Annotated in this window: 14 protein-coding genes; 10 read left to right on the forward strand and 4 right to left on the reverse strand. The window is 62.4% G+C overall.

All coding sequences use genetic code 11. The features are described from left to right. Window positions 1-3: 3 nt before the first annotated feature. Both IAG25_RS19090 and IAG25_RS19095 read right to left on the reverse strand, forming a co-directional pair. Complete coding sequence (locus IAG25_RS19090) at window positions 4-774, reverse strand: PP2C family protein-serine/threonine phosphatase (RefSeq protein WP_187606244.1); 771 nt, start codon at window positions 772-774, stop codon at window positions 4-6. A 105-nt stretch (window positions 775-879) separates the two neighbouring features. After that, window positions 880-1,209, reverse strand: coding sequence for a hypothetical protein (locus IAG25_RS19095; protein WP_187606245.1), 330 nt, complete (start codon window positions 1,207-1,209; stop codon window positions 880-882). Window positions 1,210-1,654: 445 nt separating this feature from the next. Here IAG25_RS19095 and IAG25_RS19100 point away from each other — a divergent pair, with 445 nt between their 5' ends. The 3 genes from IAG25_RS19100 to IAG25_RS19110 all read left to right on the forward strand — a co-directional run bounded on the left by IAG25_RS19100 (window position 1,655) and on the right by IAG25_RS19110 (window position 3,725). After that, window positions 1,655-2,155, forward strand: coding sequence for a lecithin retinol acyltransferase family protein (locus tag IAG25_RS19100; RefSeq protein ID WP_187606246.1), 501 nt, complete (start codon window positions 1,655-1,657; stop codon window positions 2,153-2,155). Window positions 2,156-2,192: 37 nt separating this feature from the next. Continuing rightward, entirely contained in the window at window positions 2,193-2,441 is a 249-nt protein-coding gene (locus IAG25_RS19105) for a hypothetical protein (protein ID WP_035511103.1), read from the forward strand. Window positions 2,442-2,630: 189 nt separating this feature from the next. Then, entirely contained in the window at window positions 2,631-3,725 is a 1,095-nt protein-coding gene (locus IAG25_RS19110; protein ID WP_187606247.1) for a 4-hydroxyphenylpyruvate dioxygenase family protein, read from the forward strand. A gap of 33 nt (window positions 3,726-3,758) precedes the next feature. On the opposite strand, the gene IAG25_RS19115 is transcribed toward IAG25_RS19110, so the two are convergent. Next, window positions 3,759-4,172 (reverse strand): cupredoxin domain-containing protein, encoded by a 414-nt coding sequence (locus tag IAG25_RS19115; RefSeq protein ID WP_187606248.1) that lies wholly within the window; start codon window positions 4,170-4,172, stop codon window positions 3,759-3,761. Further along, complete coding sequence (locus tag IAG25_RS19120) at window positions 4,169-5,158, reverse strand: metallophosphoesterase family protein (protein WP_187606249.1); 990 nt, start codon at window positions 5,156-5,158, stop codon at window positions 4,169-4,171. Before IAG25_RS19120 ends, IAG25_RS19115 begins: the two co-directional genes overlap by 4 nt. Window positions 5,159-5,467: 309 nt before the next feature. Here IAG25_RS19120 and IAG25_RS19125 point away from each other — a divergent pair, with 309 nt between their 5' ends. From IAG25_RS19125 to IAG25_RS19155, 7 genes are all read left to right on the forward strand, one after another. Beyond that, window positions 5,468-6,139 carry an RNA polymerase sigma factor gene (locus IAG25_RS19125; protein ID WP_187606250.1) on the forward strand — a complete coding sequence of 224 codons (672 nt, stop codon included), beginning with the start codon at window positions 5,468-5,470 and terminating at the stop codon, window positions 6,137-6,139. Beyond that, on the forward strand, window positions 6,129-6,869 hold the full coding sequence (locus IAG25_RS19130) for an anti-sigma factor family protein (protein WP_187606251.1): 741 nt from the start codon (window positions 6,129-6,131) through the stop codon (window positions 6,867-6,869). Before IAG25_RS19125 ends, IAG25_RS19130 begins: the two co-directional genes overlap by 11 nt. Window positions 6,870-7,287: 418 nt before the next feature. Next, the gene (locus IAG25_RS19135) at window positions 7,288-8,499 is read left to right on the forward strand and encodes an ABC transporter substrate-binding protein (RefSeq protein WP_371882252.1); all 1,212 of its coding nucleotides are present in this window, start codon (window positions 7,288-7,290) and stop codon (window positions 8,497-8,499) included. A 673-nt stretch (window positions 8,500-9,172) separates the two neighbouring features. Then, complete coding sequence (locus IAG25_RS19140; RefSeq protein WP_035501820.1) at window positions 9,173-10,045, forward strand: branched-chain amino acid ABC transporter permease; 873 nt, start codon at window positions 9,173-9,175, stop codon at window positions 10,043-10,045. A gap of 10 nt (window positions 10,046-10,055) precedes the next feature. Further along, complete coding sequence (locus IAG25_RS19145) at window positions 10,056-11,999, forward strand: branched-chain amino acid ABC transporter ATP-binding protein/permease (protein ID WP_187606252.1); 1,944 nt, start codon at window positions 10,056-10,058, stop codon at window positions 11,997-11,999. Window positions 12,000-12,689: 690 nt separating this feature from the next. Continuing rightward, window positions 12,690-13,424 carry an ABC transporter ATP-binding protein gene (locus tag IAG25_RS19150; protein WP_187606253.1) on the forward strand — a complete coding sequence of 245 codons (735 nt, stop codon included), beginning with the start codon at window positions 12,690-12,692 and terminating at the stop codon, window positions 13,422-13,424. A 99-nt stretch (window positions 13,425-13,523) separates the two neighbouring features. Beyond that, on the forward strand, window positions 13,524-14,360 hold the full coding sequence (locus IAG25_RS19155; protein ID WP_187606254.1) for a shikimate dehydrogenase family protein: 837 nt from the start codon (window positions 13,524-13,526) through the stop codon (window positions 14,358-14,360). Window positions 14,361-14,469: the final 109 nt, after the last annotated feature.

A 14,469-nucleotide genomic window follows, 5' to 3' on the forward strand; every position in this document is an offset into this window, starting at 1 on the left:
CCCCTAAATCGACGGATTCACCTGCGTCTTGTCGGGCGCCATCAAATCCTCCACATGCGCGACGACGACCGAAATGTTGTCGCGCCCGCCGCGCGCCAGTGCGATCTCCAGCAGCCTTTGCGCCGCCATATCGCAATTGCCGGGCGCAAGCTCGTTCATGATCTCCGTCTCGCTCACCTCATTCGACAAGCCATCGCTGCACAGCAGAAACGTATCGCCATCGTGCAAGGCGAGCGTGTTTTCGTCGAGTTCGAGCACGTCGAGCGCGCCGACCGCACGCGTGATCAGATGCTGCGCCGGATGATGCAGCGCTTCCTCCGCCGTTAGCTGGCCGCGCGCCTTCAGCTCCTCGACATGGCTGTGATCGCGCGTGAGCTGCACGAGGCGTCCCTGACGGAACAGATAGATGCGGCTGTCGCCGGCCCACACGTAACCGCATGCGCCATCGCGCGCCGCGAGCAGCACCACCGTGCTGCCGATGCGCGATACCATCCGCCGCGCCGCCTCCGCACGCAACTGGTCGTTCACGTCGAGAAGCCGCGTGCGCGCATCCGCGATCACGCCCGACAGGTCGTTCGACGCCGATACCCGGGCCAGGCTCTCGATCACCATCCGGCTCGCCAGATCGCCGACCGCGTGTCCACCCATGCCATCCGCGACGGCCCATAAGCCGCGCTCGGGGGCATCGAGCAGCGCGTCCTCGTTGATCTGCCGCACGCAGCCGGTGTCGGTGCGGGCGGCGGAAGTCCATCGAAACTCGGTGTTGAAGGTCACGGCAACCTCCGGAATCCTGGGTGGCGCGGCGTCGGGCGCGCGTCGCGGACGGTCCCGCTCATTGTGTACCAACGCGCGCCCGAAGCGAATCTTGATCTGCACCGTTCAACCCGCGCGATTCCCCGCCACCGAGCTTGGATTGACCGTGAGCGTCGCGCCGTTCCCCGTGTTGCTGACCGCGACGTTCTGAAACTGATTGACCATCTGGCCGACCGAGATGTTGGTGATGTTGTTGGTGACCTCGTAGACGTTATTGGTGACATCGATGAGGTTCACCACGGCGCTTCCCCCAACGCCGCCGCCCGACGGGCGATCGACATACGGCGTAATCCAGCCGTACACCCAGGGCGCACCGCCGCCGCCGCTGATGGCCGACATCGCCGCGTGATCCAGCTCGCGGTCGTATTCAAGATCGGTGACGGTGATGGCGCACATGTCGTTTCTCCGGGATGGGCCTGTGAGCAGGACGCAGGAGTCAATGCAAGGCTCATGCCGACGCACACGCTCTTTCGCATTTTTCCGCGCGTGCCCGGTGGGACGGCGTTCCGGCGAAACCGGCCCAAGCGCGCGCAATGGCATCCGTTGGGTCGCCGCCAACAAGCGCTGTTGGCGCAGCAGCGACCAACCAACACACGCAGGCGCGTCCCACGCTCGCGGGCTTCTGCCACGAAGGTGCGTGTCCTGACGCACTCAGCCCAACAAACATCCCTCGAAACTGTTGGCCGATCCAGAACACAAGGTCGTTGAGACTTGCTCGCAAATTATGGATAATTCAAACAAATCAGTGACTTAGAGAAGCTGGCAAGGAAGATGCAAATGACATGGCAACCCGGCGCCAAACGAACACATGGCGCCAAGCAAAGAAAAATCGGAGCCAGCCATGTCAACCAACCAACAAACCGGACTGATCGACCAGCAAGCCGCTTGCGGTTTCTCGCTCGACGACGAACCGGCGCTCGGCACCGAACTCATCACGCGCCGCTCGGGCTACGAACACCACGGCATCTACGCCGGCAACGGCATGGTCATCCACTATGCCGGCTTCGCGAAGTCGCTGCATCGCGGCCCGGTCGAGGAAGTCTCCGTCGAACAATTCGCCGCCGGCCACGAAGTCACGATCCGTCAGAACCCGGCCGCGAAGTTCGTCGGCATGGAAGCCGTGGGCCGCGCACGCAGCCGCCTCGGCGAAGACCAATACCACCTGCTGACCAACAACTGCGAGCACTTCGTCACGTGGTGCCTCGACGGCCGCGCCCGCAGCCGTCAGGTGCAAGCGTGCTTCGTGCATCCGCGCGCCGCGCTTCGCGCCGTGTCGGGACTTTTTCGCGCCTATGTCGCCGCCGAACGCCGCCGCCGCATGAACGCGGCGCTCGCAGCCTGAACCGCACGTCTTGCCGATCGATTCCGAGGAGACCATCATGCAAACCATCGAAAATTCGCTGCACTGGGCCGTCGACAAATGGCTCGCCCCGACACCCGCGCGTCCGGCACGTGTCGTGCGTCTGTGCCGCTCGCATGTCACCGGCGCGCGCTATGTTTGCATCGAGGCAGAGCATCCGGGCGGCCCGCTCGCGATCATCTTCTTCCGCCATGACGACGGCACCTGGAACGTGTTTCCCCCGCAGGCGAAGCGCCCGTCGATGAGCGCGCAGCGTCTCGCCGCCTGAGCGCATACTGAATGCGTACGATGGGCCGGGGCGCGTCGGGCTGCCCCGGCTTTGACACGGCAATCCCGCTGCCGCTACTCTAGGCGCACCCAGGCGGCCATTCGACGAAGCCGCCGGGTCGCACGGATGCGGCAGGTCGTGGTAGTTTTGCGTCCGTGAACCAGATCGTACATTTTCGAGGTATTGCCGATGACCCAGCCCGACTCTTCTTCCTCCGCCCGCGCGACGCCCGATTCGACCCTCGGCGACAATCCGCTCGGCATCGCGGGGCTGGAGTTCGTCGAGTTTTCCAGTCCCGATCCCGCGGGCCTCGCCAGGCTGTTCGAGACGCTCGGCTTCGTTGCCGTCGCGCAGCATGTCAGCAAGGCCGTGACGCTTTTTCGGCAGGGCAGCATGAATTTTCTGCTGAACGCCGAGCCGGATTCGTTCGCCTCGCGCTTTGCGGAGTCGCATGGCGTCGGCATCGCCGCGATCGGCATTCGCGTGCTCGATGCGCAGGTCGCCCACGAGCGCGCGCTAGAGTACGGCGCGTGGGATTTCGAAGGCGAAAAGATCGGCCCGAACGAACTCGCAATTCCGGCGATCCAGGGCATCGGCGATTCGCATATCTACTTCGTCGATCACTGGCCGGGCAAGAACAGCGGCGAGACGTCGATCTACGACATCGATTTTCGTCCGATCGCCAGCGCCAGCGCGGACCCAAAGAGCACCGGCCTGCTGGAAGTGGATCATTTCACGCAGACCGTCGGCGCGGGCCGCATCCAGGAATGGCTCGATTTCTACCGCGAAGTCCTGCACTTCTCGGAGATTCATCAGGTGCACCCGGACTGGCATGTGTCGCAGGATTCCGCCGTCACGCTGTCGCCGTGCGGCTCGATCCGCATTCCGGTCTATGAGGAAGGCACCTATCGCACGGACCTGATGCAGCAGTATTTGCCCGATCACGAAGGCGAGGGCGTGCAGCATATCGCGCTCGCATCGGCGGATATCTTCGCTTCCGTCGATGCCCTGATGGCGCGCGGCGTGCGCTTCCTGCAGCCGCCGCCGCGCTACTACGACGAGATCGACGAGCGGCTTCCCGGCCACGGCCTCGACATCGACGAGATGCGCACCCGCGGCATTCTCGTCGATGGCGAGATTCTCCCCGACGGCACGCCGCAGCTTTTCCTGCAGACCTTCGTCGAGCGCCAGCCCGGCGACATGTTCTTCGAAATCGTCGAGCGGCGCGGGCATCACGGATTCGGCGAAGGCAATCTCGCCGCGATCGCGAAGGCGCGGGGCTGACAAGCCAACCGCATGCGCCACGCCGGGCGGCGCTCATTGCACGACGATCGTCCCCGTCATGTGCGGATGCAGCGAGCAGAAGTATTTGTACGTGCCCGGCTTGTCGAACACATGCGAGAAGCTCTCGCCGCTGTCTAGTGGATCGGATTTAAAGCTCTTTCCTTCATCCGCGACGGTGTGCAGCATGTCGTCGTGATTCACCCACGTCACCTTCGTGCCCACCGGCACGGTGAGGGCCGGCTGACTGAACGCGAAGTTGTCGATGGAGATGGTCGGCGTGTTGGCCGCCGCGACCTGTTGCGCGGGCTCCTGCGCACAGGCCGACGGAATCGCGGCGCTGATGACGCCCTTCACGACGAGCGCGAACGCGGCCTTGCGCAGGAACTTGCCGGCGAGCGGACGGAGATTGGCGGGCGAGACATAGCTCGCGATCATGGCGGCGTTCATGACTGCGCGGCGGCGAGCGCCGTGTCGGTGATGGCCAGTTGCGAGCGCCCCGCGATATGCGTGACTTCGCGCAAGCCGAGCATCGTACGCAACTGCTCCGCGGGCACCTTCATCGGTCCGGGCCCGGACGGCGCGCCCGGCGCGGGTTGCGGAAACGCTGTCGACATCGCCGAATAGAAACGCATCTCTCCCTCCACTTTTTGCGCCACCTGATGCACGTGGCCATTCAATACCGTCACCGAGCCGAAGCGCTTGAGCAGCGCGAGCGCCTGCGCGCTGTCGTCGGTGCCCCAGCCCCATTGCGGATACAGCGCCCACAGCGGGATGTGCGCGAACACGACGATCGGCGTGCTGCTCGATTTGCCCTGCAGATCGGCCTTGAGCCACGCGAGTTGCGCATCGCCGAGAAAGCCGAGGCCGCCGCCCTTCAGATCGATCACATTGGTGAGGCCGATGAAATGCACGCCGCCCTGATCGAAGCTGTACCAGTGGCGCGTGCTGTCCTTGCCGTACTGCCCGGAAAAACGCTCGAAGAAGGGATTGCCGTCCTCGACCAGCACGTCGTGCTCGCCGGGAACGTAATGCACGTCCATCCCCGCCTTGTTGATGATCTGCGTGGCCGTGTCGAACTGGCCGGGCTTCGACATGTGTGTGATGTCACCCGTGTGGATCATGAAGGCGGGGCGCGTCTTCATCGTGCTCACGCGCGTGACGGCCTCTTCGAGCGTGCTCGTCGGCTCGGTGTTCGGATCCTTGTTGAAGCCGATATGGCTGTCGCTGATCTGCACGAAGCTGAACGAACTCGTCTTCTCGGCAGCTTCCGCCGACGAAATCAGGCGCGAGACGGGCACGCCGCCGCTTACGGTCCAGATCACGCCGGCGCCCGCCCAGGCCATGCAGGAGAGGGCGGTGCGGCGGCGCTTGCCGTGCTCGTCGAGTTCGTCGCGTTCCTGCGCGGGCGGCAGTGCGGTCGGGTCGGGTTTCATGATGGGGTCCTCTGATGATTGCGGCCGCGGTTCTTGTCATTCGAATCGGCAAAATCGCGCCCACGGCGGCTCGATGCATGGGCGCGAGGCCGGCGACGTACGCTTCGTTCGGGCGAGGTCGCTTGGGCATCCGTCCATCGAACCGGCGAAGATGGCGGGATATTCCCGCTATATTTTTTTGAGTCGCTGCTGCAAACGGGAATAAACCGTCCGCGAGAGGAGTAACGGAGGGGAAGGCGCGAGAAAGCGATGCCGGTCGCGCCCGAACGATGTTTTCCGAACGTGGTTGTCGAAAGGAGACCCCGCGCGATGTGGCCAAGCAGGTCGAAAGAAGACAAGTCCGGGCGCCGCGGCCAGGCGGGCGCCGAGGCGGTGCACGCGCGCTTCGAGGCGACGGTGATGCCGCACCTGGACGCCGCGTACAACCTCGCGCGCTGGCTGTCGGGCAGTGCGACCGACGCCGACGACGTCGTGCAGGAAGCGTATCTGCGCGCGTTCCGTTTTTTCGGCGGATTCGAGGGCGGCGAGGAAGCGAACGCGCGGGCATGGCTGCTCGCGATCGTGCGCAATACGTGGTTCACGGAATGGCGGCGGCGCGTGCAACTCGCGGACGCGACGCCCTACGACGAGGAACTGGGCGGCGACGAGGCGTTGCCGGGCTGGTCGGAGGAAGGCGCGGCCGATCCGGAAACGCTCGCCGTGCGCCGCGACGAAGTTCATCTGGTGCATCGCGCACTGGAGGCGCTGCCGATCGCCTTTCGCGAGGTGCTGGTGTTACGTGAGCTGGAAGACATGAGTTACAAGGAAGTCGCATCCGTGACAGGCGTACCGATCGGCACGGTGATGTCGCGGCTCGCGCGCGGTCGCAAAATGCTGGCGGGGGCGGTTCGCGCGGCCCAGGGCGGGCAGGACAAGCCGAGCGTGCGGCTCGTGCGCCGTGCCGGACCGGGACATTCAGAGGAGTCGGGAAATGGAAAATAACGACACCGCCTCGCTCGATACGAGGCTCACCGATGGTTCGCTCTATCAGCGCGCACCCGTGCATCTGCGGGCGCAAGTGCTGGCGCGTGTGCGGGAGGAAGCCGAACGGGACGCCCGCACGCGCTTGCCGGAGCGCGCGGCGAAGGGCGGCTGGAGCAACCTGTTCTCGGCGCCCTGGCCGTTCTTCGGCGGCGCGTTCGCGGGCGCGACGCTCTCCGCGCTCGTGCTCGGCGCGATGCTGTGGTTTCAGGCCGCGCCGCTCATGACGGGCGTGGCGGGCGCTTCGCCGATCGCGCAGGAGATCGTGTCGAGCCATGTGCGCGCGCTGATGTCGGACCGTCCGATCGACGTGCTCTCCAGCGACAAGCACACGGTGAAGCCGTGGTTCAACGGCCGCATCGACTATGCGCCGCCGGTGATCGATCCGGCGGGACCGGGCTTCGCGCTCGTCGGCGGACGGCTGGATTACATCGATCATCGGCCGGTTGCGGTCGTGGTGTATCGCTACCTGAAGCATCCGATCGACGTGTACGTGTTTCCCGAGCGCAAAGGCGACGTAAAGAGCGATGCGAACGACAAGGAGTTCTCGCCGGTCGTCACACAGTCCGACGATGGCTACGCACTCGCGCGCTGGAACCATGACGGCATGACGTTCTGGGCCGTCACCGATGCATCGGGCGCGGTGCTGCGCCAGTTCGCTCACGCGATCGAAACCGGCGCGCCGCGCTAAAGCGGTGCATCGCGATAAAGCTCTTATTCGCTGAAAGAACCTGAGAGTGCGCAAGGTTGCGCGCGGTGATCCTCCGGGGACGCCGCGCGTTTTTTTTTTGCGCGTCCTTACGCGTATACCCGCTGTCTCTTCGCTTTCCCGAAACTAAAAAAACGCTTCGGGATGCTGTCCAAATCCTGTCCGCGCAATGCTTCTTTAACGCTTATTCCATGCTGTGCACCCTTACGATGCGTCAGGTGTGGGCTAACGCTCGTGCTCTTCGGGTATGTCCGAATATGGTCATATCCTTACATTTTTCTACACTCGCTCACAGCCCATGTAATCGATAACGCGCAATGCATTTAAAAAGCATTGCAGGGTTTTCGCGCGATGCATGGGACTTTCAAAAAACGATCAGGCGATGGAGACACACATGGGTATGAAGATGAAGCTCATCGCGAGCACGCTCGCGTTCGGCGTTTTCTCGATGGCGCACGCGGCGGACCCGATCAAGATCGGCGTCGATGGTCCGTTTACGGGCGGTTCGTCATCCATGGGTGTCAGCATGCGCGACGGCGTTCGTCTCGCCACGGCGGAGATCAACAAGTCCGGCGGCGTGCTCGGCCGACAGATCGTGCTCGTCGAACGCGATGACGAGGCGAAGAACGAGCGCGGCGTGCAGATCGCGCAGGAGCTCATCAACAAGGAGAAGGTCGTCGCGGTCGTCGGCTATATCAATACGGGTGTGGCGCTCGCGTCGCAGCGCTTCTTCCAGGAAGCGAAGATTCCCGTCTTCAACAATGTCGCGACCGGCACGGTGGTGACGAAGCAATTCGACGATCAGCCCGATAACTACGTGTTCCGCAACGCGGCCGCCGACCGCATCCAGGCGCCGATGATCGTCGAGGAAGCGGTGACGAAGCGTGGCTTCAAGAAGGTCGCGATTCTCGCCGATTCGACGAACTATGGTCAGCTTGGCCGCGAAGATCTTGAAAAGGCGCTGGCCGCGAAAGGCGTGAAGCCTGTGGCTGTCGAAAAGTTCAACATCAAGGACGTCGACATGACGGCCCAGTTGCTGAAGGCGAAAGAAGCGGGCGCCGAAGCGGTGCTGACTTACGGCATCGGGCCGGAGCTCGCGCAGATTGCGAACGGCATGTCGAAGCTCGGCTGGAAGGTGCCGTTGATTGGCAGCTGGACGCTTTCGATGGCGAACTATATCGACAATGCCGGCGCGAACGGCGAAGGCGCGCGCATGCCGCAGACCTTCATTCAGGAAGCGAATACGCCGAAGCGCAAAGCCTTTATCGATGCGTACCTGAAGGAATTCAAGCCGAAGAACGATCGCATCGATTCGCCGGTGTCGGCGGCGCAAGGTTATGACTCGGTGTACCTGCTCGCGGCGGCGATCAAGCAGGCCGGCACGACGGATGGTCCTAAGGTGAAGGAAGCGCTCGAAGGCCTGAACACGAAGGTCGAAGGCGTGGTGATGGTCTACGACAAGCCTTTCTCCAAGGGCGATCATGAAGCAATTTCGCCCAATGTGCCGGTGATCGGCGAGGTGAAGAGCGGCCGCGTGATCTATGCGTATGACGCCGACAAGAAAGGCGGCGGGACTTTGCGTAGCAAGCAGGCTACTACTGCTTCTAATTGACGTTGCCGTTTTTTTAAGGGGCTTTGCCGGTGGAATCCTGATTTCGTGTCGGTCTATTGGCACTGCCCCTCCCCGGGGCGGGGTCACTTTCTTTGCTGCTGCAAAGAAAGTAACCAAAGAAAGCAGCTTCTCACCGCCCGCGGTCACACGCAGTTTGGCCATGCTTGCCAGCCCACGGTGGCACTCGCCTAAGTGTCGCCCCCAAAGGACTTACCGGGCTTGGCTCGCGCACGGTCTGACAAGCTAGTTGTTTTAAGGCGCTGGTTCAGCACCAAATAGCTTCGGCACAGCGCTACGCGCTGCCGTGGGGTATGCGAGGGAAACCGAAGAGGGAGCGCGCGCGCACCCGATTGACCCATCGGCCGCGAAGCGGGCTGGAGCTATATGGTGCTGAACCAGCTTGTTGTGTGGCGCGATGAGTCAGACCGTGCGCGGTCCAAGCCCGGTGAGTTTTTCGAGGGCACTCGCTACTGCCGGGCCATTAGGCCAATCGTCTGTGCCGCGGCCGGTGTGAAGTGCTTAGGCTGGGGATAGCTGTTTCTTTGGTTACTTTCTTTGCAGCAGCAAAGAAAGTGACCCCCGCCCCGGGGAGGGGCAGAGCCAATAGACCGACAAGAAATCAGGATTCCACGAAAGCATAAGCGCACCAACCCCAACCGCCCAAAAACCCGCGATGATCCTCCTGCAACTCATCTACAGCGGCATAGCCCTCGGCATGATCTACGCCGTGATCGCATTCGGCTATCAGCTCACCTTCGCCACATCGGGCACATTGAACTTCGGCCAGGGCGATGCCCTGATGCTCGGCGCGCTCGTCGGCCTGACGCTCGTCTCCGCAGGCGTCAACTACTGGCTGATGATTCCGCTCGTATGCCTCTTCGGCCTGATGCAAGGCGCATTCGTCGAGCGCATCGGCGTGCGGCCCGCCATCAAGATCAAGTCCGAATTCGGCTGGATCATGTCGACGATCGCGCTCGGCATCATCTTCAAGAACGTCGCGGAAAACGTATGGGGCCGCGACGATCTGCGCTTTCCGTCGCCGCTGCCCGAAGCGCCGCTCAAGGTGTTCGGCGCAAACGTGCTGCCGATGGAACTGCTCGTCGTCGGCGGCGCGCTCGTGATGATGCTCGCGGTCGAGTTCTTCAACCGCAAGACGATCTTCGGCAAGGCCGTGGTCGCGACCGCGAACGATCGCGATGCTGCGTCGCTCATGGGCATCAACACCGGGCTCGTCATCACGTTCTCGTATGCGCTTTCATCGCTGACCGCTGCATTTGCAGGGGTTTTGATCGCGCCGCTCACATTGACGGGCGCGACGATGGGCGCGGTGCTCGGCCTCAAGGCCTTCGCCGTCGCGATCATCGGCGGCTTGTCGAGCGGCATGGGCATCATCGTCGGCGGCATGATTCTCGGCATCGCGGAAACGACGACCGGATTCTATATTTCCACCGGCTACAAAGACGTGCCGGGACTCGTGCTGCTCTTGATCGTGCTCGCGGTCAAGCCCGCAGGTCTCTTCGGCAAGATGGCGATCAAGAAAGTCTGAGGCGGCGACGATGAAAGCAAAGAACTGGATTGCGGCGATCGTCGGGCTTGCCGTGCTCGCGATTTTTCCGGTGGTATCGGGCAATCCGTACTACATCCACCTCGTCGAAACCATCATGATTTACGCGATCCTTTTGTTCGGGCTCGATATCGTGGTGGGTTATACCGGCCAGGTGTCGCTCGGTCATGCGGGTCTGTTCGGCGTGGGCGCGTACACGGCGGGCGTGCTGTTCATGAAGCTCGGCATGCCGTTCTATGTGACGGCGCCGCTTTCGATTCTGGTGACGGCCGGCTTCGGCGCGATCCTCGCGTTGCCCGCGCTGCGCGTGTCCGGCCCGTATCTCGCGATGGTGACGCTCGCGTTCGGCACGATCATCCAGATCCTCATCAACGAGATGGATTTCCTGACGAACGGACCGATGGGCCTCAAGATCCCGAAGCCGATGTTCGCGGGTCACCGGCTCGACGAAGTGCAGTACTACTGGCTCGTCGCGGCATTGCTCGTCGTGTCGTTGATCGTCGTGCATCGCGTGCTGAAGTCGCATCTCGGGCGCGCGTTCGAGGCGTTGCGCGATAGCCCGATCGCATCGGATTGCATGGGCGTGTCGGTGTATCGCTACAAGGTCTATGCGTTCGTGATCAGCGCGGGCTTCGCGGGACTTGCGGGCTGTCTCTATTCGTATTCCGAGCAGTACATTTCGCCGAACACGTATAACTTCGAACTCACTATCCTGTTCCTGCTCGCGATCATCATGGGCGGACGCAAGACGCGCACGGGCGCGATCATCGGCTCGACGGTCATCGTGATGTTGCCGAAGCTGCTCGACGATATCGCAAACTTTCGCGTCGTCGCGACGGCGCTGGCGGTCGTCGTCGTCGCGGGCGCGGTGCTCGCGCTCGTGCGCAAGACCACGACGCTGCAGCGCGTGGCGGTGCCGGTCATCGGCACGGCGGGCCTCGCGGTGTTCTCGTTCTGGATCGAAGCGCTGACCGACTGGCGCCTCACCATCTTCGGTCTGATGATCCTGCTCGTCGTGTATTACCTGCAGGACGGCATCGTCGGCTTCGTGCGCAAGACGCTGAACCTTGGCCGCGTGCGTGTGACGAAGGTCGATACCGATGAACTCGCGACCCAGACGCGCCAGGACGATGCGGTGGCGGCGGTCGGCACGCAGGGCGCGGATACGATCCTCGACGTGCGCGGCGTGCTGATGCAGTTCAGCGGCCTGAAGGCGTTGAACGACGTGAACCTGACGGTGAAGCGCGGCACGATCCACGGCCTCATTGGTCCGAACGGCTCGGGCAAGAGCACGATGATGAACGTGCTGACGGGCATCTATGTGCCGACGGCGGGTGCGATCGAATACGAAGGGCAGTCGCTCGCGGGGCGGACGTCATCGAAGATCGCGCTCTCGGGCATTGCGCGGACGTTTCAGAACGTGCAGCTCTTTGGCGAGATGACGGCGCTGGAGAATGTGCTCGTCGGCTTGCATCATACGTTCGAGTCGAACTTCGCGGATGTCGGCGTGATGAGTCCGCGATATCGACGTGAGGAACGTGCGGCGCGTGAGCGTGCGTTCAACATGCTGCGCTTTGTCGGGCTGGAGAATGTCGCTGCGGAGGAAGCGCGCAATTTACCTTACGGCAAGCAGCGTCTGCTTGAAATTGCTCGTGCTCTGGCGCTCGATCCGCAACTGCTTTTGCTCGATGAACCAGCGGCGGGGTTGACCGCGCCGGATATTCGCGAACTCGTCGCGATCATTCGCAAGGTGCGCAATCATGGGATTACGCTCGTTTTGATCGAGCATCATATGGATGTCGTCATGAGTGTTTGCGATACCGTTTCGGTGCTGGATTTCGGGCAGAAGATCGCTGAAGGGAAGCCTTCGGAGATTCAGGCTAATGAGAAAGTTATCGAGGCTTATTTGGGTGGGCAGGCGGCTCAGGTTGCTTGATTTGGGGTTTTTTTTTGCTTTGCCGGATCCCGGTTTCGTGTCGGTCTATTAGCACTGCCCCTCCCCGGGGCGGGGGTCACTTTCTTTGCTGCTGCAAAGAAAGTAACCAAAGAAAGCAGCTCGTTCAGGCCCGAGGTCACACGCAGTTTGGCCATGCTTGCCAGCCGCCGATGGCACTCGCCTAAGTGTCGCCCCCAAAGGCCCACTCGGGCTTGGATCGCGCACGGTCTGACGAGCTAGTTGTTTTAAGGCGCTGGTTCAGCACCAAATAGCTCCGGCACAGCGCTACGCGCTGCCGCTGGGTCTACAAGGGAAACCGACGGAATACATGTGCGGTGCATTGAGTTGGAGACATCAGCAAAGAAGCACACGCAAACCCGATTGACCGGTCGGCCGCGTAGCGGGCCGGAGCTATTTGGTGCTGAACCAGTGTGTTGTGTGGTGCGATGAGTCAGACCGTGCGCGATCCAAGCTCTTATCTGCTTGTGAGGGCACTCGCTACAGCCGGGCCATTCAGCCAATCGCCTGTGCCGCGGCCGGTGTGAAGTGCTTAGGCTGGGGATAGCTGTTTCTTTGGTTACTTTCTTTGCAGCAGCAAAGAAAGTGACTGCCGCCCCGCATAGGGGCAGAGCCAATAGACCGACACGAAATCAGGATTCCACCAAAAAAAGCCTAAAGCGAAAACCAGAAATGCTGACGATAAAAAACCTCCACGCCGGCTACGGCAAAGTCAAAGTCCTCCACGGCATTTCGCTAGACGTGCCCAAGGCGAAGGTAGTCACCCTGATAGGCTCCAACGGCGCAGGCAAGACCACAACCATGCGCGCGATCTCCGGCATGATCAAACCGACGGAAGGCGAAATCACGATGGGCGTCGGCAGCAACACAAAGCGCATCGACTCGCTCGAGTCGCACAAGATCGCGCGTCTCGGGCTCGCGCATTCCCCCGAGGGGCGTCGCGTCTTCGCGACCATGTCCGTCACCGACAATCTGCTCCTCGGCGCATTCCCGCGCCTGACGTGGTCGCGTCCGAAAGGCGACGTCAACGCCGATCTCGAACGCGCGATCGACCTGTTTCCGCGATTGAAAGAGCGCCGCAATCAGCTCGCAGGCACGCTATCGGGCGGCGAACAGCAAATGCTCGCGATGGCGCGCGCGATCATGCTCAATCCGGACCTCGTGCTGCTCGACGAACCATCGATGGGCCTCGCGCCCATTCTCGTCGACGAAGTATTTCGCATCATCGAGCGCCTGAAAGCCGATGGCGTCACGATGCTGCTCGTCGAGCAGTTCGCCGCCGCCGCGCTCAACGTCGCGGATTACGGCTATGTGCTGGAGAACGGCCGCGTCGCGACACATGGGCCGGCCGAGCAGTTGCGCAACGATCCATCGGTGAAGGCCGCGTATCTCGGCGCGAGTCACTGACACTTCGAACAAATGCCGCACTGCGGCAAGCGAAGCCGAACTATCATGGTGACGGGCGCGCGCAAACATGCGCACGCGACATCCTCACAAGGAGCTGCCATGATCAGCGGCAAGACCACTCTGATTGCCCACCTCGGCTACCCGACCGAAGCGTTCAAGGCGCCGATGATCTACAACCCCTGGTTCGACAAACAGAACATCGACGCCGTCGTCGTGCCGATGGGCGTCAAACCCGAGGATTACGTCGCGTTCCTGCCGCATCTGTTCAAGCTGACCAACATTCGCGGCGCGCTCGTCACCATGCCGCACAAGATCACGACCGTCGGACTGATGGATGAAGTCAGCCCGACCGCGCGCATCGCCGGAGCCTGCAACGCAATCCTCAAACGCCCGGACGGCACGCTCGTCGGCGATCAGTTCGATGGCGCGGGTTTCGTGCGCGGCGTCGAACGCAAGGGCCGCAAGCTCGCGGGCACGAGCGTGCTCGTGCTCGGCAGCGGCGGCGTCGGGTCGCCGATCGCGGCATCGCTCGCGGCGGCAGGCGTCGCGGAACTCGCGATCTTCGATACCAACACGGCTTCGGTCGAAGGGCTCGCGTCGCGCTTGCGCGAGCACTATCCCAAGCTCGTCGTAAGAACGGACACGAAAGATCCCGCCGGCTTCGACGTGATCGTGAACGCGACACCGCTCGGCATGAAGGAAACAGACCCCTTGCCGTTCGATATCGACCGCATCGCGCCGGGCACGTTCGTCGGCGAAGTCGTGATGAAATCGGAGTACACGCCGCTCTTGCGCGCAGCCAAGGACAAGGGCTGCGCCGTGCAGGTCGGCACGGACATGCTTTTCGAAATGATTCCGGCGTATCTGGAGTTCTTCGGCTACGGCACCGCCACCGCCGATGACTTGCGCGCGGTTGCGCAGATCAAATATGCGTAAGGAAGCTTGCGCGGACATAACCGCGCTTCGTTCCTATACTTTGATCGACATAGCTTCGATCGACACAGCAACGCAGACGCTCATCCTCTGACAAATAGGCCGTCCCACG

This window comes from Caballeronia sp. EK, from assembly GCF_014384845.1.
In the GTDB taxonomy this organism is placed as follows: domain Bacteria; phylum Pseudomonadota; class Gammaproteobacteria; order Burkholderiales; family Burkholderiaceae; genus Caballeronia; species Caballeronia jiangsuensis.

Bases quoted from the DNA above. Each gene is read 5' to 3' on its own strand.
- IAG25_RS19095 (WP_187606245.1), bottom strand. From the start codon at position 1,209: ATGTGCGCCATCACCGTCACCGATCTTGAATACGACCGCGAGCTGGAT.
- IAG25_RS19100 (WP_187606246.1), top strand. From the start codon at position 1,655: ATGTCAACCAACCAACAAACCGGACTGATCGACCAGCAAGCCGCTTGC.
- IAG25_RS19105 (WP_035511103.1), top strand. From the start codon at position 2,193: ATGCAAACCATCGAAAATTCGCTGCACTGGGCCGTCGACAAATGGCTC.
- IAG25_RS19110 (WP_187606247.1), top strand. From the start codon at position 2,631: ATGACCCAGCCCGACTCTTCTTCCTCCGCCCGCGCGACGCCCGATTCG.
- IAG25_RS19115 (WP_187606248.1), bottom strand. From the start codon at position 4,172: ATGAACGCCGCCATGATCGCGAGCTATGTCTCGCCCGCCAATCTCCGT.
- IAG25_RS19120 (WP_187606249.1), bottom strand. From the start codon at position 5,158: ATGAAACCCGACCCGACCGCACTGCCGCCCGCGCAGGAACGCGACGAA.
- IAG25_RS19125 (WP_187606250.1), top strand. From the start codon at position 5,468: ATGTGGCCAAGCAGGTCGAAAGAAGACAAGTCCGGGCGCCGCGGCCAG.
- IAG25_RS19130 (WP_187606251.1), top strand. From the start codon at position 6,129: ATGGAAAATAACGACACCGCCTCGCTCGATACGAGGCTCACCGATGGT.
- IAG25_RS19135 (WP_371882252.1), top strand. From the start codon at position 7,288: ATGAAGATGAAGCTCATCGCGAGCACGCTCGCGTTCGGCGTTTTCTCG.
- IAG25_RS19140 (WP_035501820.1), top strand. From the start codon at position 9,173: ATGATCCTCCTGCAACTCATCTACAGCGGCATAGCCCTCGGCATGATC.
- IAG25_RS19145 (WP_187606252.1), top strand. From the start codon at position 10,056: ATGAAAGCAAAGAACTGGATTGCGGCGATCGTCGGGCTTGCCGTGCTC.
- IAG25_RS19150 (WP_187606253.1), top strand. From the start codon at position 12,690: ATGCTGACGATAAAAAACCTCCACGCCGGCTACGGCAAAGTCAAAGTC.
- IAG25_RS19155 (WP_187606254.1), top strand. From the start codon at position 13,524: ATGATCAGCGGCAAGACCACTCTGATTGCCCACCTCGGCTACCCGACC.